At 59.2% G+C, this 18,700-nt stretch carries 18 protein-coding genes; 5 read left to right on the top strand and 13 right to left on the bottom strand.

Features of this window, described 5'->3' with window-relative positions:
• Positions 1-171 precede the first annotated feature (171 nt).
• From ACGHU1_RS04115 to ACGHU1_RS04125, 3 genes are read right to left on the bottom strand one after another with little or no spacing between them, the layout of a single operon-like run.
• The gene (locus tag ACGHU1_RS04115; protein ID WP_390583714.1) at positions 172-1,074 is read right to left on the bottom strand and encodes a plasmid partitioning protein RepB C-terminal domain-containing protein; all 903 of its coding nucleotides are present in this window, start codon (positions 1,072-1,074) and stop codon (positions 172-174) included.
• Positions 1,071-1,955 (bottom strand): plasmid partitioning protein RepB C-terminal domain-containing protein, encoded by an 885-nt coding sequence (locus ACGHU1_RS04120; RefSeq protein ID WP_390583716.1) that lies wholly within the window; start codon positions 1,953-1,955, stop codon positions 1,071-1,073. The genes ACGHU1_RS04115 and ACGHU1_RS04120 overlap by 4 nt, the downstream gene beginning before the upstream one ends.
• The gene (locus tag ACGHU1_RS04125; protein ID WP_390583718.1) at positions 1,952-3,520 is read right to left on the bottom strand and encodes a recombinase family protein; all 1,569 of its coding nucleotides are present in this window, start codon (positions 3,518-3,520) and stop codon (positions 1,952-1,954) included. The genes ACGHU1_RS04120 and ACGHU1_RS04125 overlap by 4 nt, the downstream gene beginning before the upstream one ends.
• Before the next feature lie 74 nt (positions 3,521-3,594).
• On the opposite strand from ACGHU1_RS04125, the gene ACGHU1_RS04130 reads away from it, so the two are divergent.
• Together ACGHU1_RS04130 and ACGHU1_RS04135 are read left to right on the top strand one after the other, a co-directional pair.
• Positions 3,595-3,966, top strand: a complete 372-nt coding sequence (locus tag ACGHU1_RS04130) for a hypothetical protein (protein WP_390583720.1) — start codon at positions 3,595-3,597, stop codon at positions 3,964-3,966.
• An 806-nt stretch (positions 3,967-4,772) separates the two neighbouring features.
• Entirely contained in the window at positions 4,773-5,645 is an 873-nt protein-coding gene (locus ACGHU1_RS04135; RefSeq protein ID WP_390583722.1) for an LOG family protein, read from the top strand.
• A gap of 13 nt (positions 5,646-5,658) precedes the next feature.
• On the opposite strand, the gene thiD is transcribed toward ACGHU1_RS04135, so the two are convergent.
• From thiD to glmM, 3 genes are read right to left on the bottom strand one after another with little or no spacing between them, the layout of a single operon-like run.
• Entirely contained in the window at positions 5,659-6,462 is an 804-nt protein-coding gene (thiD, locus tag ACGHU1_RS04140) for a bifunctional hydroxymethylpyrimidine kinase/phosphomethylpyrimidine kinase (protein ID WP_390583724.1), read from the bottom strand.
• Positions 6,459-6,683: a DUF1272 domain-containing protein gene (locus ACGHU1_RS04145; protein WP_390583726.1), complete on the bottom strand. Its 225-nt coding sequence runs from the start codon at positions 6,681-6,683 to the stop codon at positions 6,459-6,461. The genes thiD and ACGHU1_RS04145 overlap by 4 nt, the downstream gene beginning before the upstream one ends.
• Positions 6,684-6,702: 19 nt before the next feature.
• Complete coding sequence (glmM, locus tag ACGHU1_RS04150; protein WP_390583728.1) at positions 6,703-8,040, bottom strand: phosphoglucosamine mutase; 1,338 nt, start codon at positions 8,038-8,040, stop codon at positions 6,703-6,705.
• 102 nt (positions 8,041-8,142) lie between these two features.
• Here glmM and ACGHU1_RS04155 point away from each other — a divergent pair, with 102 nt between their 5' ends.
• Complete coding sequence (locus ACGHU1_RS04155) at positions 8,143-9,420, top strand: dicarboxylate/amino acid:cation symporter (protein WP_390583730.1); 1,278 nt, start codon at positions 8,143-8,145, stop codon at positions 9,418-9,420.
• On the opposite strand, the gene ACGHU1_RS04160 is transcribed toward ACGHU1_RS04155, so the two are convergent.
• Positions 9,417-10,040, bottom strand: coding sequence for a sigma-70 family RNA polymerase sigma factor (locus ACGHU1_RS04160; RefSeq protein WP_390583732.1), 624 nt, complete (start codon positions 10,038-10,040; stop codon positions 9,417-9,419). The two genes, ACGHU1_RS04155 and ACGHU1_RS04160, sit on opposite strands and share 4 nt — an antisense overlap.
• On the bottom strand, positions 10,040-10,249 hold the full coding sequence (locus ACGHU1_RS04165; protein WP_390583734.1) for a NepR family anti-sigma factor: 210 nt from the start codon (positions 10,247-10,249) through the stop codon (positions 10,040-10,042). Before ACGHU1_RS04165 ends, ACGHU1_RS04160 begins: the two co-directional genes overlap by 1 nt.
• A gap of 139 nt (positions 10,250-10,388) precedes the next feature.
• Between ACGHU1_RS04165 and ACGHU1_RS04170 the strand changes: the two genes are divergently transcribed.
• Positions 10,389-12,125 (top strand): CHASE domain-containing protein, encoded by a 1,737-nt coding sequence (locus tag ACGHU1_RS04170; RefSeq protein ID WP_390583736.1) that lies wholly within the window; start codon positions 10,389-10,391, stop codon positions 12,123-12,125.
• Between the two features lie 10 nt (positions 12,126-12,135).
• Here the strand turns inward: ACGHU1_RS04170 and ACGHU1_RS04175 are convergent, their stop codons facing one another.
• Positions 12,136-12,930 (bottom strand): response regulator, encoded by a 795-nt coding sequence (locus ACGHU1_RS04175; RefSeq protein ID WP_390583738.1) that lies wholly within the window; start codon positions 12,928-12,930, stop codon positions 12,136-12,138.
• A gap of 383 nt (positions 12,931-13,313) precedes the next feature.
• The gene (locus ACGHU1_RS04180; protein WP_390583740.1) at positions 13,314-14,474 is read right to left on the bottom strand and encodes an N-acetyltransferase; all 1,161 of its coding nucleotides are present in this window, start codon (positions 14,472-14,474) and stop codon (positions 13,314-13,316) included.
• A gap of 143 nt (positions 14,475-14,617) precedes the next feature.
• On the opposite strand from ACGHU1_RS04180, the gene ACGHU1_RS04185 reads away from it, so the two are divergent.
• Positions 14,618-15,721: a fatty acid desaturase family protein gene (locus tag ACGHU1_RS04185; RefSeq protein WP_390583741.1), complete on the top strand. Its 1,104-nt coding sequence runs from the start codon at positions 14,618-14,620 to the stop codon at positions 15,719-15,721.
• A gap of 19 nt (positions 15,722-15,740) precedes the next feature.
• On the opposite strand, the gene ACGHU1_RS04190 is transcribed toward ACGHU1_RS04185, so the two are convergent.
• Genes ACGHU1_RS04190 through ACGHU1_RS04200 form a run of 3 tightly spaced genes read right to left on the bottom strand, consistent with a single transcriptional unit; the run spans position 15,741 to position 18,613 of the window.
• A complete protein-coding gene (locus ACGHU1_RS04190; protein WP_390583743.1) occupies positions 15,741-16,259 on the bottom strand; it encodes a GNAT family N-acetyltransferase in 519 nt (172 codons plus the stop codon).
• Positions 16,256-17,353, bottom strand: a complete 1,098-nt coding sequence (gene lptG / locus ACGHU1_RS04195) for an LPS export ABC transporter permease LptG (protein ID WP_390583745.1) — start codon at positions 17,351-17,353, stop codon at positions 16,256-16,258. Before lptG ends, ACGHU1_RS04190 begins: the two co-directional genes overlap by 4 nt.
• Before the next feature lie 15 nt (positions 17,354-17,368).
• A complete protein-coding gene (locus tag ACGHU1_RS04200; RefSeq protein ID WP_390583747.1) occupies positions 17,369-18,613 on the bottom strand; it encodes an LptF/LptG family permease in 1,245 nt (414 codons plus the stop codon).
• Positions 18,614-18,700: the final 87 nt, after the last annotated feature.

Here is an 18,700-nt window from a genome sequence, read left to right on the forward strand (position 1 = left end):
GGCATGTGTGCCAGACCTCTGCAAGCCCGGCACACGTTTCAGTCAAGTCCTATCGGACCGTTGGCGGGCTCCGTGCGAGTTCGCCGCCATTCCCACCGCCGCGCTCGATCCGTCCCACTGTGCGGCGTCTACCGCGGTCCCCGCGCTTATCGGGTCCGGGTCCCCATCATGCTAGGCAGCGCGGCCAGTCGTTGAGGATTGGTCAAGCGAAGTCGCCTGAACAACCGACCTGAAGTTCTCCAGAATTTCAGGATGGCGAGTTTCGAGGAAACGCTCGATCTCGTGTTTACCAAGCAGGCGTTCGAGGAACCCCGATGCCACGACCAGCACAAGCATGTCGTCACCGTAGGACATCTCCAGTTCCTTGTAGTCGGTGCTGAGCTCGGACATTTCTCGTTCAAGCCGCTCCATTTGCTCAGGTGAAAGGCCGGTCGCCTTGCGCTGCTCGTCGGGGTTGAGGAGATCTTCTGGCTTGGTAGTAGCGAGCAGCGCCTTGGCATAGGACGAGGTAAAATTGTTCGCAGAGACCATCAGCTCCGCCACTTCGAGCTGGCGGAGCGGCTTCATCTTGCGCAGCTTCTGGAAGGCGACGTGGCCGACTTGCTTGTCCTTCAGAAGCTCGGCAACGTCATCGCTGATTCCTCGCAACAGATGCCGCCGGTTGCGGATCACCTTGATGTCGACGTTGAGCGCGCGCGCAAGCTTCTCCTCGGAGACACCGCGATCGAGCGCGCGGACGATCATGTAATGCTCCTGGATCACCGCAAGCCGATTGACCCGCTTGTTGTAGGTGAAGGATCCGTCGTCATGCGCGATGATGCAGGGCGCTTCGCTAATCGCCTGCTCACGCAGTGCCGCGAGCCGCACGTGTCCATCGAGGAGGAGATAGGCTCCACCCTTCTGACGCGCTACCGACAGGGGCTCGATGATGCCGACTTCGGCGATCGAAGCGGCAATACGGCTATACTTGACGCTCTGCTGCAGTGTTTTCGGCAGCGTCTTTGTCGGCAGCAGCTTCTCAATCGAAAGCGTGATCACGTCCTGATCGAAAGCGATCTTGATCGGCGTGGTCATTGGGAGACCCCCGTACCTACACGCTCGGCCAGAGCTTCGGGCAACGAGGTTATGCCTTCTGCTCGCATCAGGGTCACGAAATGCTCATCCGCAAGCAGGCGGCGAAGCGCGTTGGACACGAACAACAGGCGGCTGCGCGCCAGCGAGGCGCGCTTGATCAGGAGCTTCTGGCGCTCGGTCTCGCGCTGGTAGGAACGGATAAGGCTTTCCGAACTGACCCGCCGCGTCCGAGCGTCCTTGCCCGAGCCACGATGGACCTGCTTGCCGCTCACCTTGCGCTGCTCGATTATCTGCCGGATTGCGAGGACCTGATTGCCAGGCAGCTTGTTCTGCTCGTATGCCTCGGCCAGTGCCTTCTGAACCTCGCCTTCCTTGGCTCTGGCGATCTCCATCGCGATCGAATGCGGAATGTTGCCGCGCTCGACCGCGTTGATCAGTTTCTCCTCGCCCTGCTCGAGCAGCACACAGATGGCTGCGACATAGTCGATCGAGAACCCGACTTTCTTGGCGATTTCCGCGTGCGAATAGCCGCGCTGTGACAGCTCTCCGATGCCATGAACAAGTTCGAGCGGGCTGTGCTGGCGCCGGGCCAAATTCTCGACGAGGCTCATGACGAAACAGTCTTCTTCATTTGCTTCGACAATCATGGCCGGGATCTCCGATGCACCGAGCGCGATGAATGCTTCGAGCCTGCCCTGACCACAGACCAGATCGTAGCGGTTCTTGCCCGGTCGCTGGCTGACTGTGATCGGCTTCTTGAGGCCAAGAGCGGCGATGGAATCGACCAGTTCCTGAAACACCCGCTTGTTGCCCACACGCGGATTGAGCACGGTGATGAGATCGATCGGAACCTGACGGATTTCGGTGCTCACGTCGCTCATGCCGCCTTCCTCAGCGAGGTGCGGCGGGTCAGTTCGATGAACGCGTCGAGGCTGTCGTAGCGGAAAGCATCGAGCAGGATGCCATTGTCGGGAGCGAGGTGAAGCTTCGGTGTCCGGTTGAGGTCCAACCATGGAAACAAATAGTAGTCGCGCACCGTCTGGTTGTCGTCCTCCATCCGGATGGCGATGGTCAGATCAGGACCAAGGCCACTGTCGAACCGCACCTGCCAGCGCAACCCGCCTGCCGGCGAGACGTGGCATCTGGCGATCACGAGTGCGACGGTGAACTCTTCATTGACCCGGAGCAGGTCGGACAAGGGATCGCGCTCGACAGTGCCGCCCTGCGCCTCGATGTCGCCGATCACCGATGCAACAATCTCGGGGTACATGGCTCGCAGCGCCCGGTTGATCTCGATATAGCTGTAGTCGCGCGATGGTGTGTAGCCGACCAGCTCGTATGCGCGGGTGAGGCTCCCGAAGCGATGCCGGAAGGTCGAGCTCGACGGCATGTCCTCCAATTCGTCGATGATAACGCCCGACAGCCACCCCTTGTCGGCAAACAGCTGTGACAGGCGGTCGAGCAGTTCCTGATCGGTAAAGCGCCGCGAGCGTTCCTGTATGATGCGCTGGGCTGCGTCGAAGAAGTCCTGTTCGACGATCGGCTCGAAAGCGCCATCCTGCCGCACCCACATATCGGGCGGATTGGCGACCCGCTTCGCTTTCAGCTTGTAGGAAATGCGGTTGTAGACATTGTTGCCGATGTATTTCTCGTTGGTCAGGATCTGATGGACAGTCCCGCGTGTCCACTCCCGGCCGAGGTCGGTTCGGAGACCTTCGGCGTTAAGAACGTCGGCGATCTCGCTTTCACTGCGCTGCTGCACCACGAACATGCGATAGAGGCGCCGGACCGTCTCGACTTCTTCAGGCGGCCCCGGTTGCAGGATGACACGGTCAGTTTGCAGGCTCTTGTGCTCGCCGCGAGCGAGCTCGGTCTTCACTCCGCCATGTTCATCGACCAGCACGCGCCTGAGACCGAAACCCGCGGTGCCACCCTGGCGGTAGCCCAGACGTATCAAGCGGCATTGCCCGGTAAATACCTTTGCGGATAGTTCCCGGCTGTACTCACCGGCCATCGCGCGCTTCATGCTCTTGATGATCGTGGCGCTCAGGCTTCCGTCATTCTCGAACTGCTCGGCGCAATAGTGGACGGTGATGCCGCCTTCGCGGCAGATGAACTCGTAATAGGCGCTTTCGTCGGCATCCTGGAAGCGGCCCCAGCGGCTCACATCGTAGACGAGCACAGCCTCGAAGTCGGCTCGCCCAGTTCGAACATCCTCGATCAGCTGCTGTAGTGCCAAGCGACCTTCGAGCTTCAGCCCGCTCTTGCCGGAATCCTCATAGGTTTTGACGATGTCGAAGCCACGCCGGGCAGCGTATTGCGCGATGATCTCGGCCTGATTTTCGGTCGAGTATTTCTGATGCTCGGTCGACATCCGCACATATTGCGCGGCTCGAACTAGCGGCCCTTCATGGTCTTTGTCTTGTCCTTGTTCGGCCGCCTGCATCTGCCCGATACTTTCATTTTCTCACAGAATGACACCCTTCGATTCCATCGAATATTTATTGGGAGTTCGGCGGTATGTCGTTCACGAAGAAGGACCGAAGTTTTCAGTCAAAATCAGGAAAAGCTTTTCCGGAATTGTCGCCATCGGCATTAAGCGAGGCGCTTGCACTTGCGCTCAAACAGGAATTCGGTGCTTTGCCATCGTCGGTCAAGACGGTTGCGAAGCTGACCAACTCCAACGAGCGGGCAGTACGAAACTGGTTTGATGGAAAGAACAGTCCCAGCGCGGACAATCTCGTCATCCTGATGCGGCATTCGGACCAGATCTTGCGGACCGTGCTTGAACTGTCGGATCGGCGCGATCTTATGCTTGCAGTTGGCCTTTCAGGCCTTCGGGCTCAATTGGTGGACGTACTATCTGCCATCGATGAGGTGCAAGGCGGTTGAGGTCGGCAACAGTCCGCCTATGATGGTTGGCAAGAGGCCGACCAGAACAAGGAGCGAGTTGCTCGTGACGCGCAGACGGATTGTTTATGAGACGCTTAGCGTCGAAAGTGCTGCCGAGGATTTAGGCGCGGTGTTGAATAGCGCAATTATCCGACCGGTTGGGCTTTGCGATGACGGCACGAGCGAGCCAACCCACGTCGTATTGTCGCGCGACGAATACCTCGGGCTAGTGCGTATCAGAGACAAATGGCTAAGGGAGATGCTCGCGCAGCCTGAATTTGCGGCAGAATTGATCGGGCCGCACTCTAGCGCTTGATTAGGCTCAGGGCCCATTAAGTCGCTTGTCCGGACGGCCTTTGCTTGATTCCATTGTCGCACTGAAGAGGCGCTGCTGACGCCTGAACTTTGGTTGTTGACCGAGCCAAAGAGACGCAACGCGTAGCGCAGGTGGATTACGAGGGCAGCAAGATGGCGCGGCCGCGCACTTCTTGATTGGGGCGGAAGCTGCCATTAGTAGTCGTGTTGGATGCCGCCGTCGCAGTTGGTGAGCGTTTAGGCTTGAAATTCGCAAGTGAAGCGAATTGTTCCGCAGCAAATCCCTAGCTGCCTAAGCGGTTGATTTTTCGTGATCGGCCATGCCGTCTGTCAAAAATTGCAGGGATCGGTCCAAACCGTTGTCACTCGGTTTTGACAAATCACGATTTGTTCTGGCGCTCTGAGTCCATCTTTGCTGTCAAAGGACACACCTCAAATCATAAACGTGCGCCGCCTTGCCGATGTCATGCGCTGCGCCTAGAGCGGCGCCCATGACTGACAAAGACCTAGAAGATCGCAAGTTTTACCGTGCTGGCGAAGAAAGCCGTTTTGCCGAGGAAGCGCCTGATCGCACTCCGCAGACAGAACATCCCGCCTACACGCTGGCGTTTAGGGACCACGATTTCCTGCTGCGCGACGAGCTGCGGCCGGTCCGCTTTCAGCTTGAGCTGCTGAAACCTGAAATGCTTCTAGACGAAGCGCGCGTCGGATCGACGATGGTCATGTATGGCTCTGCCCGAATTCCTTCGCCAGAACAGGCGCAGGCCAAGATTGAAGCCGCACAGAACGGCACTGAATACGAACAGAAGGTCGCTGAAAGGCTCGCAGACAAGGCCAAGTATTACGAAGAGGCCTATAAGCTGGCGCGGTTGGTTTCGGAAAAAGCGATCATCGAAAATGGCAAACGCCAGTTCGTCGTCACGACCGGCGGCGGCCCATCAATCATGGAGGCTGGCAATCGCGGCGCGAGCGATGCGGGCGGCGAATCCATCGGGCTGAATATCGTCCTGCCTCATGAGCAGGCTCCCAACAGCTATGTTACGCCGTATCTTTCGCTGAACTTCCACTATTTTGCGCTGCGCAAGATGCATTTCTTGCTGCGCGCCCGCGCGGTTGCGGTCTTCCCCGGCGGCTTTGGCACTTTCGACGAGTTTTTCGAGCTTCTGACGCTGATCCAGACTGGCAAGATGAAAGCCATTCCGATCCTGCTTTTCGGCAAAGATTTCTGGACGCGCGTGGTCGATTTTGAAGCCATTGCCGAAGAAGGCACGATCTCGAAGAAGGATCTGGACCTGTTCCATTGGTGCGAAACCGCCGAGGAGGCGTGGGCGCACATCGCCGAGTTTTATGATCTTGGCAGCTAGGGTTTAACGCCGCTTACAATTTGCGGACGGCCTGGTGGCCAAGCGGGCCGTTGCCTGCGCCAAATCCAGGCGCTTGCTCGATTGCTCGCAGCACGAAATTACGTCCCAGGCGCACCGCGTGCTCCAGCGGCTGGCCATGTCCAAGCAGCACGGCGATGGCCGATGACAGCGTGCAGCCGGTGCCGTGCGTATGCTTGGTATCGATGCGAGCGTGGTTGAAAGTAACGGCGCGTTCGCCCGGCACATAGAGAATATCGATTATCCGTGCATCACTGGTATGTCCGCCCTTTGCGAGGACGGCGGCGCCGGTTTTGCGGGACAATTCCTCAGCCGCATCCGCCATTTGCGAGCTGTCTGTCAGGTGGCGTTCCAGCAAATGGCCAAGCTCGGGGAGGTTGGGTGTCACCAGCTGCGCCATGGGGAAAAGCTGTTCGCGCATCGCCTCGATAGCCTCTGGTGCGATAAGGGCCGCGCCGCTGGTCGAAATCATCACCGGATCAAGCACAATCGGAGCCTTCACACCGGTCAGTGCGCGGGCCACGTGTGAGATAATGTCGGCATCGTGCAGCATCCCGATCTTGATCGCATCGACGCCGATATCATCAATGCACGAGGAGATTTGCTGGCCCACGACCTCGCCAGACATGGGCGCAATGGCCTGAACGCCGACGGTGTTCTGGGCGGTGATGGTGGTCACTGCGGTCATCGCATAGCCGCCCAGCATCGTGATGGTTTTAATGTCGGCCTGAATGCCTGCGCCACCGGATGAATCCGATCCTGCAATGGCCAGCACGCGCGGCGGTTTGCGGTCGCTCATCCTTTGAATTTCCGCTCTGAAGAAGGGGGGTATTTGGCATGAAGGTCGGCGGAGCGGGTGGGGCGGTCCATCAATTCGCCCCCGCAATTGGGGCAGCGATCATCCAGTTTTTCTGCGCAGGGCGCGCAGTACGTGCATTCAAAACTGCAAATAAACGCGCCCGGCTGTTCTGCGGGAAGGTCCGCGCCGCAGCGTTCGCAATCGGGGCGCATGTCAAGCATCTGGCCTTGCCTCCTTGAATCAGGCGGCGCTGCGCACAGCATCGCACACACGGTCCACGACCGCCTCGACCTGTGCGGCATCGTCGCCTTCCGCCATCACGCGGATGACAGGCTCTGTGCCGGATGGCCGGATGACAAGGCGGCCTTTGCCGATCAGCTCCTTCTCTACCTCGGCGATGGTGCCGCGCACGGTTTCGTTGCCCAGCGGGGAATCGCCGTCATAACGCACATTTTTCAAAAGCTGGGGCACCGGGTCGAACAGGTGCAGAATTTCGCTAGCCGGTTTTTTCGCATGAACAAGACTGGTGAGGACCCTGAGCGCGGCGACGGTGCCATCTCCGGTGGTCGCATGGTCGAGCAGGATCATGTGGCCCGATTGTTCGCCGCCGACATTGAAGCCGCCTTCTTTCATCCGTTCCAGCACATACCGGTCGCCCACTTTCGTGCGCTCCAGCGTCAGCCCGATGCTCTCGAAATATCGCTCCAGGCCGAGGTTCGACATCACGGTCGAAACGACGCCCCCGCCGGTGAGGCTGCCTTTTTCCTGCATACGGGTCGCGATCAGAGCCATGATCTGGTCGCCATCGACAGCCTGCCCTTTTTCATCGACGACGATCAGCCGGTCAGCATCCCCGTCTAAAGCGATGCCGATGTCTGCCTTTTCCTCGACCACGCGCGCCTGCAGCGTCTCAATCGAAGTCGATCCCACTCCGTCATTGATATTGGTCCCGTCGGGAGAAACGCCAAGCGTGATGACCTCCGCCCCCAATTCCCAGATCGCCGACGGAGCGACCTGATAGGCGGCACCGTGTGCGCAATCGACCACGACTTTCAGTGTGTCGAAGCGCACGTTCGATGCGACCGAGTTTTTGACCGCGTGTATGTATCGTCCGCGCGCATCCTCGATCCGGCGGGCACGGCCGATTGCCTCCGGCTCGGCCAGCGCCGGTTCTTCGTCCAGCAGGCGTTCGATTTCAGCTTCTGCCTCGTCGGATAGCTTGAACCCGTCAGGACCGAACAGCTTGATCCCGTTATCGGCGAAAAGGTTGTGGCTGGCGGAGATCATGACGCCCAGATCAGCGCGCATTTCGCGTGTCAGCAGGGCGATTGCAGGGGTCGGCAGCGGGCCTGTCATGATCACGTCCATGCCGACACTGGTAAAACCGGCGACCAGTGCGCTTTCCATCATGTATCCCGACAAGCGCGTATCCTTGCCAATTACAACGCGGTGGCGGTGCGTGCCGCGCACAAAATAATTGCCCGCCGCCTGGCCCACCCGCATCGCGGTTTTCGCCGTCATCACATCGGCATTGGTGCGGCCCCTGATCCCGTCAGTGCCAAAAAACTTGCGCGCCATGGTGGATGCTGCCCCTTCGATTGCCTGCGACCATTTGTCAGGCGCTTCTGGCGCGGTTATCGCCCGAAGGGAAGGGTTGCAGGCATCAAAAGGAGCCGTTTTTTGAGCATTTCATCGGGCGAGGCCAGAGACGGCGGCTTTGAACTGACCGCCATCCGCCTGCCGGTTGCCGCGACATTCGCCGCGCTTGTGATCGGTTTGGGATTGGGCGTTGCCTTTTCCGGGGGAACGCTGGCGCAATGGGTGCAGGACAGTGTCGCCCTGGTCGGGACATTGTGGCTGCGCGCATTGCAGATGACGATCATCCCGCTGGTTGCCAGCCTGCTCGTTCTGGGCATCGCGCAAATGATCGCGGCGGCAAGAGCGGGGGCGGCTGCGATAAGGTTTCTTTCGATTGTATTTGCGGTGCTGATCGCAGGGGGCATCTTCACCGCATTTGCAATGCCGCTGGTCCTGGAGGCTTTTCCAATCCCGGCAGCGGCAAGCGGGTTTCTGGCCGAAGTGCCCGATGGCGATCAGCAAGTGCCCGGCATACTGGATTTTGCCGCATCGCTGATCGCGCCCAACATGGTCGCGGCGGCGGCGGATACCGCGATGCTGCCGCTCACGATCTTCTTCGCGCTGTTTGCCGTGGCGATTGCCAAATTGCCAAAGGGGCAGGGCCAGACGCTACTGGCGTTCTTTCACGCGCTCGCCAATGCCATGCTGATGATTATCGGCTGGGTGCTGTGGGTTGCCCCTGCAGGTGTGCTTGCGCTCGCATTCGGCGTCGGCCTCAGGAGCGGGGGCGGTGCGTTCGCGGCTCTTGCGCATTACATCCTGATCGTATCCGCGATGGGCGGATTTATCCTTGTTCTGGCATATGCGCTTGCCTGGGCGGCGGGCGGGATCAGCCCGCTGCGGTTCGCTTCGGCGGTTTTACCGGCGCAGGCGGTGGCGGTCTCCACTCAAAGCTCGCTCGCCAGCCTGCCGGCCATGCTCGACAGTTCAAACCGGCTTGGTCTGCGCGCGGAAGCGAGTGAATTTGTGCTGCCGCTGGCGGTTGCGATTTTCCGCGCGACGAGTGTCGCGATGAACCTGGCGGTGGCGCTTTATGTCTCCGCTCTGGCTGGGATCGACGTTCCGCCAGCCCTGATGGTCGTAGGTATTCTTATCGCCGTGATCATCAGCATCGGTTCGGTGAGCCTGCCCGGTTCAATCAGCTTCGTCGTGTCAATCGGCCCGATCGCGCTGGCCATGGGCGTGCCGATTGAACCGCTCGCACTGCTGGTGGCGGTCGAAATGCTGCCCGATATCATGCGAACTCTCGCCAACGTGACGATGAATGTGGCGGCGGTTTCCGTAGTTGATCGGTCAGCAAACGAGGCTGAACCGATCTAGGCTTTCGCTGCTGCTTCGCCTCGTCCCGCGGCGACTTCATCCAATTCTTCAAGGATGGCCCGATGTGCGCCCGCATCGCCAATGGCTCGCTGCGGGATATCGCCATCTTCCAGCATGGAATTCAGTGTCGCGCGTGCGCGTCCAACGCGGCTCTTGATGGTTCCGACAGCGCAGCCGCAAATGGTCGCGGCTTCTTCATACGAGAACCCGCCCGCCCCGACGAGAAGCAGAGCTTCGCGGCGTTCCGGGGGAAGCGTAAGCAGGGCGCGGTGCATATCGGAGAGGTGGAGCGGTTCTTCCTGACCGGCAGGTGCCGTCAGGATACGCTCGGCCACGCCCTCATCGTATTCCCCGCGAAAACGATTGCGGCGCATATCTGTGAGATAGGCATTGCGAAGGATCACAAATGTCCATGCCCGCATCGAAGTACCGGGTTCAAACCGGTCCTGCGCGGCCCACGCTTTCAGCATGGTTTCCTGCACCAGATCGTCGGCCATGTCCGGGCGTCCGCAAAGTCCGCGCGCAAAGGCGCGAAGATGCGGGACAACTTCGGTCAGCTCTCGTTTGAACGCCGCTTTTTCCGATGCGGTGCGCACCGGTGTCTCTTTTTTATCGGCCATCAATTATTGCTCCCCGCGCCAGAGGAGGGCGAACCATCGTCGCTCTCGTCAAGCTGGGCGAGCAAATCCTTGAAGCTGTCGGGCAGCGGTTCATCGACCACGGAATCGTAAAGACTCCGCAATCCGTTGGCCCAATCTGGCGGGCGGTCCTTCTTGGCGGATGCCCCGTGGCCGGTATCCAGCGCTGATTTATCGTTTTGATGCGGCATAGTTTGCCTTAATTCCTAAAAATCGGTTTTCAGCGTCTCTCGTCGTCCCGAGTATGTTGCAGAGAGCGCATCAGTGTGCATTGGGAACGATGCGATGCGTGTTTGGTTCCGTCCTTACACCAACGCTGCATAGAGAACGATGGGTAATACTATTTCAACAGAAAAACGGGATGCCGAATACCAAGTGGAACGGCGCAGTGAACCTGCGCGCCGTTCCAACCGGTTTCGTGTGCGCCGCTGGCTACTGAAATACCCGCGCGGAATACCGCTGGGCATCTTCGCACTCATCGCCGCAATCACCGCCCTCAGCGTCTATTCAATTGAAAGAAATGTAGAGCAGCGAGAAACCGCGCAGATGCGCACTTATGCGCAGGCCATCGGGTCGGAGCTGGAACGGCGGGGCAACAGTTCTTCGGCATATCTGCGTGCGGCAGCCGCGCTGTTTTCCAGCGTTGACGAGGTCACGCCGACTGTATTCAACCAATTTGTGAGCGAGCTTCGCCTGAACGTCGATAGCAAAGGTTCGCAGGGCATTGGCTGGATCAGTGCCGTGCCCCGCGCAAGCGAGGCGGAATTTCTCGAGACGATCCGGCTTCAGCAGCCCGGTTTTCCTGCGATCAGGCCAAAATCCGGCACGGCCCTGCCGCGGCTGGCACCTGTGACATTTTTCTATCCCGACACGCCCCGCAACCGCGCTGTGTTGGGGTTGAATATGTATTCCGATCCGGTCCGTGCAGAGGCAATGGACGAGGCCCGCCGCACCGTCAGCCCGATCGCATCGGGCGCGGTCGATCTGGCAGCCAGTCCCTCCGCCGCGCCGGATGCGGCGCACGGGTTCAATATCTTCATGCCTGTCTATGCAGGTGACGCCAGCCTGCGCGATAGCGAGTCCAGCTTGTCAGGTTTCGTATTTACGGCCTTTGACGCGGACGCCTTTCTCCAAGCCGCGATCGAGAGCGCCGCGCCAGCCGACATGAGCGCGCGTCTGTATGACGGGCAGAACCTCCCACGAAACCTGTTGGCGGAAATACCTGGCGAAATCGATCGGGCGAACTTGCTGGAACAGCCTATTTCCATCGCCAACCGGTCGCTAACCTTGGTCATTGGCCGGGATGACCCCATGTTTCTTGATACCCTTTCAATGCTCACCCTGCTGTTCGGCCTTGCGGTGGCCAGCCTTCTCATGCTGCTGGCCCGGCTGCTGACCCGGCAGGCGCATGAGGATGAGACCCGGCTTACATTTTTCGAAGAGCAGCACTCGATCCGAAACTCTCTTAGCAGGGAGCTTAATCACAGGGTCAAAAACACGCTCGCCAATGTGCTTTCTATCATTTCACTGACGCGCCGCCGCAGCAGCAATCTCGATGAATTTGCCGACAGCCTTGAAGGACGGATCAGATCGCTATCCGCAACCCACGACCTGTTGACGGGCACTGATTGGGGAACAACCCCGATCCGCGCGATTGTCGAGGCGGAATTGCAGCATTTCGCAAACGGTGGAATTAATATCATCGATATCAAGGGTGCGCCGGTCGAGATCGCTCCGAATGATGCGTTATCATTCGGGCTGGCAATTCATGAACTGGCGACCAATGCGGCGAAATATGGCGCGTTGAGCGTGCCCGGCGGCGCGGTGCATATAAGCTGGCAAATGGTGGGCGACGGTCTGGCAGAGATCGAATGGCTGGAACGCGGCGGCCCCGCAGTCCCGCATAATCGCCAACGCGGGTTCGGCACCGATCTCATCGAAAAGATCGTTGCGCATGAATTACGGCAGCCGGTTCAACTCGTTTTCGAGCCGGAAGGCGTGCGCTGCACTTTACGAATTCCGGTGCGCCAGCGCGGCGATTTCCAGATCCGCGAAGCCGCTCAATAACAGCGCCGGGTCAATCGATCGGGCTGGTCGATCCAAAGAACAGCGCCTGGCTGATCGCCGCGCGCACGGTCTGTTCCTGAAACGGCTTCGTCACCAAATAGGTCGGCTCTGGCCGGTCGCCGGTAAGCAGGCGCTCTGGATAGGCTGTGATGAAAATGACCGGCACCGTGGCAATCGCCAGAATATCGTCCACCGCATCCAGGCCGGATGACCCATCGGCAAGCTGGATGTCTGCCAGAACAAGGCCGGGCGTATCTTTCTCGACCACTTCGCGGGCCTGGGTGCGCGTCGCTGCGGTGCCGCACACTTCATGACCGAGCGAAGATACGAGATCTTCGAGCTGCATCGAAATCAGCGGCTCGTCCTCAATGATGAGAACCGAGGTGGCCTGTTCGCGGTCAATTTCGGAGATGGCTTCGGACACGAGCGATCCGATGTCGGCGGTTTCCATGCCCATGATCTGGCCCGCTTCGGCAGGCGTGAAATCTTCGAGGGTGGTAAGCAGCAGCGCCTGCCGGTTAAGCGGCGTGATCGCGCCCAGCTTGCCTTGTGCGCCCGCTTCGTGTTCGCCGGCGGCGTTATCGATTTTCTCGATCTCGATATGGGCGCTTTCCCAGACCTTGTTGAACGCGCGGTATAGCGGGATGCGCCCGCCATCGAGAGACGCTTTCAAATCATCATCCGCCAGCGCCGCTTCCAATGTGGCGCGGACGAATGCATCTCCGGTAGACTGCGAACCGCACAGTGCGCGCGCATACCGGCGCAGGAAAGGAAGATTGGTTGCAACTTGCTGACCCAGTGACATCGTGAACTCGCTTTCTTCGGTTGACTCACACTGCGGAGGTGCATGCAAATTGCACAACCGGACCGTTGAACCGCGTCCGTGCCCCCAACTGGTTGGTCTGTCAAATATATCAATATAATCCGGTCCCGGCCCGACTTCGGGCGAGAAACGGTTATGCAGATTACCCCTGAAAAGCAGTTTCGATCCGCACTTCGAAAAAAAAACATATAAAAAGTTTCGCCCGCTGGGAACGGCTTCAAAAGGTGAGCATTATATCTGTATCACCGGCTGAGACCCCCCTCCCGTCCAAGCGGCAGGTGATACGATCCCGAAAGGCTCTCACTCGATTGAGTGAGAGCCTTTTTTCTTTTTCTCAACTGCCACGAGCCGCGTGGTGCTAGCGTTTAGCCCAACGGCTTTTCGTAGATTATGTATTCACTGTTGATTGTGCTCCCGATCGTATCGGCAATTGCATTCATGCCCTGATTGTCGTCGAGCACCCAGCCAAGCTCACCGCGAACCGACGCGTAGTTTTCGTTCGCGACCGTTTTGATGTCGGAAATCATCATAAAAGCGAGCTGGCTGGCGAGCCGGGAATTCTGCACCGCTTTCAGCACGCCCATCAACGGCACGCGCATATCTGCCCCCTTGGGATTGCGCAGCCATCGCAAAAGCCGGAACCAGCCGAGCGGGAATAGCTTGCCATCGATCCGCGCCAGAATGTCGTTCAAATCGGGAAAGGTCAGCATGAATGCGACCGGGCGCCCGTCCACCTCGGCAATCATGTTAAGGTCTTCGTGGATGATCGGCTTCAGCTTGACGCCCGTATGCGCGACCTCCGCCGGGGTCAGCGGCACGAAGCCCCAATTGTCCGACCAGGCATCGTTGAGAATATCGAGGATGATGGCTGCATCCTCGTCCCAGCGTTTCTTGTTTACTTTGCGCAGGGTGATCCGCTCGTTGCGCCGGCCGGATTTCACGATGCGTTGGATCAGGGGTGAAAAATCTCCGCTGATATCGAGATCGTAGGTGTAGAGCGATTTCGCTGGCTTATACCCTGCGCCTTCGATCATCTGCTGATATTCGGACGGGTGATGGCCCATCATGACCATCGGTGGGTGATCCTGCCCCTTGACCATCAGGCCGGGCTCTTCCCAGACCGACATGGAGATCGGCCCTACGGCGCGCGTCATGCCTTGGCCTTTCAGCCATTCTTCGGCGCGGGTCAGCAGCGCGCTGCCGACAGCTTCGTCCTCTGCATCGAAATAACCGAACATGCCGGTGCCGGGGCCAAATCCCTGCTCTGGCGGCATATCAAGCGCCAGTTCATCTATGTGGGCCGATATACGCCCGACCGGCTTTCCACCGCGATGTGCGATGTAAAACTGGGCACGGGCATGTTCGAAAAAAGGGTTCTTGTCCGGGTCAACCAATTCAAGCTGTTCGCTGCGCAGCTGCGGGACCGAGTTTTGGAGCCTGCTAGCAAACGCGCGGCCCAGATCGACAAAGCGGGTGCGCCCCTTCTTGTCGTGAATGGCTTCTATGCTTATTTTGGCATCCGTCACGCGGCGTATCCCGTATTGATTTGTGTCAATGCGCTTGTGGCCCTTAACGGGTTTTACAAGCAAGCCAACCGATCACTCTTGCCAACATAACCCATTTGGCGTTGCCGCGAATTTTGCGGTAAGGCGTCCGTGAGTTTGAAACTATGAATATTGAACAGCCGTCTGTCCCCGTCGCTCCTGCGCCTTTGGTCAACCGACCGGAGGGCCGCGCCACGCGTGCACAGTTCCAGACGCAAGATGATAAGGACATGCTGCGCGCCGCCCGCGACCTGACGAAAGATCTGGGCGAGGCAAAGGCTACGATTTACTGGCCCGACATGCTGATCTCTGCGGGTATCGGATATGCCGGTATCGCCACCGCGATCCTGTCCGGTAACGTTGCTGTCAGCATCATTGCCGGGGTCGCGGCGTCGCTTGCGCTGTACCGTGCATTGATGTTCATCCACGAACTGACCCACATCCGCAAAAGCGCGTTGCCGGGTTTTCGGCTTGGCTGGAACCTGCTGGTCGGCGTGCCGATGCTGACGCCCAGCTTCATGTACGAAGGCGTCCATGTGATCCATCACAAGCGGACGCAGTATGGCACAATCGAAGACCCCGAATACCTGCCGCTCGCGCTGATGAAGCCGTGGAGCCTGCCTGTGTTCGTGCTGGTCGCTTTGCTCGCGCCCATCGCGCTGATCGTGCGGTTCGGTATTCTCGTGCCGCTGGGCGCGATCCTGCCGCCAGTGCGTAAATTTGTCTGGGAGCGGTTTTCCTCGCTTTCGATCAACCCTGAATTTCGCCGCAAGGCCCCGACCGGCGATTTTCGCAAGCGTGTGCTATGGCAGGAAACCGCCGCGAGTGTCTGGGCGATTGCCATCCTGTTAAGCCCGTTGGTGCTGGATTGGCGCCCGGTCCTGATCGCGCTTGCGATCTTTTCCGTCACGGCTGTCCTCAACCAGTTGCGCACGCTGGTTGCGCACCTTTGGGAAAACGAAGGCGAGGCGATGACCGTGACCGCGCAATTCCTCGATAGTGTAAACGTGCCGCCGCCCGGTCCAGTGGCCGAGTTATGGGCACCTGTGGGCCTGCGCTATCACGCGCTGCACCACCTGATGCCGTCCATGCCGTATCACGACCTTCCCGAAGCTCACCGCCGTCTAAAGCGGGAATTGGGCGACGGGTCGACCTATGACGGCGCGAACCATCCCGGCATGGCGAACCTCGTCGGCCGCATTGCGCAAAGCACGATGGTCCGCCGCTGACAATCGCCAGCGCCGCTGTTTAATCGAGGAAGTGGATCATCGCGCAGCGCAGCTCTGCGGGGATGCCGAGCTTTACCGCGTCTTCGAGCGATTCCTGTAAATGCGGGTGCGCTTCGAAGTTCTGCACTTCGACGAAACCGTGCCGCTCATAAAACGGGGCGTTCCAAGGGATCTGGCGAAAGGTGCTGAGCGTGATTGCGCGAAAGCCGGAATTGCGCGCGTCGATCTTTAACGCCCTAAGCAATGTCGCGCCGATGCCGCGCTGTTGATGCGCGCGCAGAACGCTGAGTTCGTGCAGGTGCAGCTCTCTTCCCGCAGAAGCTGACGCGGCAAAACCGACCAGCTTATCCTCGACGAGCGCCGCAAGAGATCGGCCCTTTGCGATGGTTTTCGCATGTTGGTCCGCAGTCGCGGTTGGCGGGATCGGGATGCCTTGCAGCGATGGCGCGCTGCGCAGCAATCCTGCGGCGTCATCCTCAATCTCGAAAAAAGCATCGGCGTCGCTTGCCCGGGCGAGCCGAATTGAAAAATCGCTCATTCCTCGGTCCGCACAAGCACGGTTTCACCGAGCAGCAGAAACAGGAAAAACGGCGCCCATGCGGCTAGGAACGGCGGATATCCGCCGAAACTGCCCATGGCGAGCGCGGCATTGTCGACCACGAAATACGCAAAACCCAGCGCCATTCCGATCACTGCCCTCACGAACAGCTGACCGGACCGTGCCAGTCCGAAAGCCGCGACCGAGCCGAGCAATGGCATAAGCAGCGCGGAAAGCGGCCCTGATATCCGGTGCCACCATTTCGCGCGCATCTCTGTTGTGCGGCGCCCTGCAGCCTCAAACGCGTCGATGGTTTCCGACAGCTCCCAGAAAGACTGCGCATCGGGATCGACCGATTGCAGATCGATCTGTTCCGGCGTCAGGGTCTCTCCCACTACGAGCTCGGGCAGTTCCTGCGTTTCCGCGCTGCCGACATCGAAACGAACCGGATCAGTCAGCTTCCATCCGGGGGCTGCGTAAATCGCGCCTTGTGCGTTGATCTGTTCGCGGATGATGCCGCCGGGCGCACGGCTGTACCATGTCACATCGCTTAGCGTAATTGCCTCTCCGTCTCCGCTCAAAGTGGCGGCGGTCAGAATGTTCTCTCCATCGGTGAGATACACGTTGGACCGGGTTCCGCTGGCTTTGGGAATGGGGCCGTAATCCGCCGCCTCCCATGCTTTCAACGTCGCATTTGCCCGCGTCACCACCCGCTCGTTAAAGGCAAAGCTGATCACCGCGACCAAAGCTGACGTAAGCAGCAGCGGTGCAAGCACCTGATGCGCGGAAAGCCCCGCAGCCTTCATCGCCACAACTTCGCTGTTCTGGTTCAGCGTCACCAAGGTAATCAGTGTCGCGAGCAGCACCGAATAGGGAAGGAACCGCGATATCAGCTGCGGAATGCGCAGCCCGGCATACTGGATGATTTCGGCCTGTCCGTTGCCCTCTGGCGTAAGGATTTCGCCGGTTGCCGAAAGCAGGTCCAACGCCATTAGAACCAGCACCAGCATCACCAGCACCGCGAGGATCCTGACAACGAACATCTTCGCCAGATACAAAGTGAGCGTGCGCGAGGGGAAGAAATCGAGCTGCATGACTTGCCCTATCGCCTATTCCGCCGGAGCCAGCCGCGCATCGTCATCCGGCGCCATGACAGGCTTTACCTTTTTGCGGCGGAAAATTTTGCCGAGCCATTTGGACAGTTTGGCAAATGCTGTTTCCAGCGCGCCGATTGCCTGACCGCCGGGCACATGCGCGACGCGGTAATACATCCAGATGATCAGCGCGGCGAAGATCACAAATGGCCCCCACAGGGCGATGATCGGATCGATTCTACCAAGAGAAGCGACGTCCTCTCCGTATTGATTGACCTTGTGATAGGCGACCACCATCACGATGGAAACGAACACGCCAAGCGCGCTGGTAGATCGTTTTGGCGGTATCGCGAGAGACACCGCAAGCAGCGGTAACAGCAACATCATCACCACCTCGACCAGTCTGAAATTGAACGATGCCTGGCTTGCATCGCGTATCTCGGTATCGGCACTGTCGCTCCAGCCGATGCGCAGCAATTCGGGCAATATGAATTCGCGGGACGCATCGCCGCGCGCGCGGAACTCCTCGATCGCAGGAAGGTCGATGGGCAGGTCGTGGCGGCTGAATGACAGGACGCGAGGGTTCTTGCCGCCGGTATCCTGGATGATGGTACCTTCGCTTAGGCGCAGGATGATGGTGTTGGGATCATCATTGGTGGCGAGGAACGATCCCTCTCGCGCGCTGATCGAAAGCACCTGATCGCGGCTGTTCGAAACGCGCGCAAATATGCCGATTAGGCGGCGTCCGTCATCCTCGCTTTCCTCGATCCTAAGCGCCATTCGGTCTGCCAGCATCGTAAATTCGCCAACCTTGATCGACGCGCCGAGCGCGCCGGAGCGCAGCTCGTACTCCATCTGCTCGTAATAATACCGGCTCAGCGGCTGGACATAGAATACCAGCGCGACATTGACCGCAACCAGCACCAGCGTGATCGCATAGGGAACGCGCAGCAGCCGCCAATACGACAGGCCCACCGCTCGCATCGTGTCGAGTTCACTGGAGGTTGCAAGCTTACGGAACGCCAGCAAGATGCCGAGCATCAGGCCAAGCGGTATCGCGAGGCTCGCATACTCAGGAATGAGAGCGCCCAGCATCTTGAAAACGACGCCGATGGGGCCGCCTTCGACAGCGACGAAATCGAACAGCCGCAGCATTTTGTCGAGCAGGAGCAGCGATGCCGCCAGCGCAAAGACGCTCAGCATCGGCACGATCACCAGCCGGAATATATACCGGTCAAGACTGGGAATGGCATTCAGCACGTTCGGAAATCCGGCCTTCGCATCGCTCTTGGTCTAAATCGTCGGGCTCGCAGATTAATGCCTGCCGTTGCCTGAATGCCGCCCATA

The organism is Erythrobacter sp. MTPC3 (genome assembly GCF_042854385.1).
In the GTDB taxonomy this organism is placed as follows: Bacteria; Pseudomonadota; Alphaproteobacteria; order Sphingomonadales; family Sphingomonadaceae; genus Erythrobacter.

Coding starts and splice junctions, on each gene's coding strand:
- ACGHU1_RS04115 (WP_390583714.1), bottom strand. CDS start 1,074: ATGACCACGCCGATCAAGATCGCTTTCGATCAGGACGTGATCACGCTT.
- ACGHU1_RS04120 (WP_390583716.1), bottom strand. CDS start 1,955: ATGAGCGACGTGAGCACCGAAATCCGTCAGGTTCCGATCGATCTCATC.
- ACGHU1_RS04125 (WP_390583718.1), bottom strand. CDS start 3,520: ATGCAGGCGGCCGAACAAGGACAAGACAAAGACCATGAAGGGCCGCTA.
- ACGHU1_RS04130 (WP_390583720.1), top strand. CDS start 3,595: ATGTCGTTCACGAAGAAGGACCGAAGTTTTCAGTCAAAATCAGGAAAA.
- ACGHU1_RS04135 (WP_390583722.1), top strand. CDS start 4,773: ATGACTGACAAAGACCTAGAAGATCGCAAGTTTTACCGTGCTGGCGAA.
- thiD (WP_390583724.1), bottom strand. CDS start 6,462: ATGAGCGACCGCAAACCGCCGCGCGTGCTGGCCATTGCAGGATCGGAT.
- ACGHU1_RS04145 (WP_390583726.1), bottom strand. CDS start 6,683: ATGCTTGACATGCGCCCCGATTGCGAACGCTGCGGCGCGGACCTTCCC.
- glmM (WP_390583728.1), bottom strand. CDS start 8,040: ATGGCGCGCAAGTTTTTTGGCACTGACGGGATCAGGGGCCGCACCAAT.
- ACGHU1_RS04160 (WP_390583732.1), bottom strand. CDS start 10,040: ATGGCCGATAAAAAAGAGACACCGGTGCGCACCGCATCGGAAAAAGCG.
- ACGHU1_RS04165 (WP_390583734.1), bottom strand. CDS start 10,249: ATGCCGCATCAAAACGATAAATCAGCGCTGGATACCGGCCACGGGGCA.
- ACGHU1_RS04170 (WP_390583736.1), top strand. CDS start 10,389: ATGGGTAATACTATTTCAACAGAAAAACGGGATGCCGAATACCAAGTG.
- ACGHU1_RS04175 (WP_390583738.1), bottom strand. CDS start 12,930: ATGTCACTGGGTCAGCAAGTTGCAACCAATCTTCCTTTCCTGCGCCGG.
- ACGHU1_RS04185 (WP_390583741.1), top strand. CDS start 14,618: ATGAATATTGAACAGCCGTCTGTCCCCGTCGCTCCTGCGCCTTTGGTC.
- ACGHU1_RS04190 (WP_390583743.1), bottom strand. CDS start 16,259: ATGAGCGATTTTTCAATTCGGCTCGCCCGGGCAAGCGACGCCGATGCT.
- lptG (WP_390583745.1), bottom strand. CDS start 17,353: ATGCAGCTCGATTTCTTCCCCTCGCGCACGCTCACTTTGTATCTGGCG.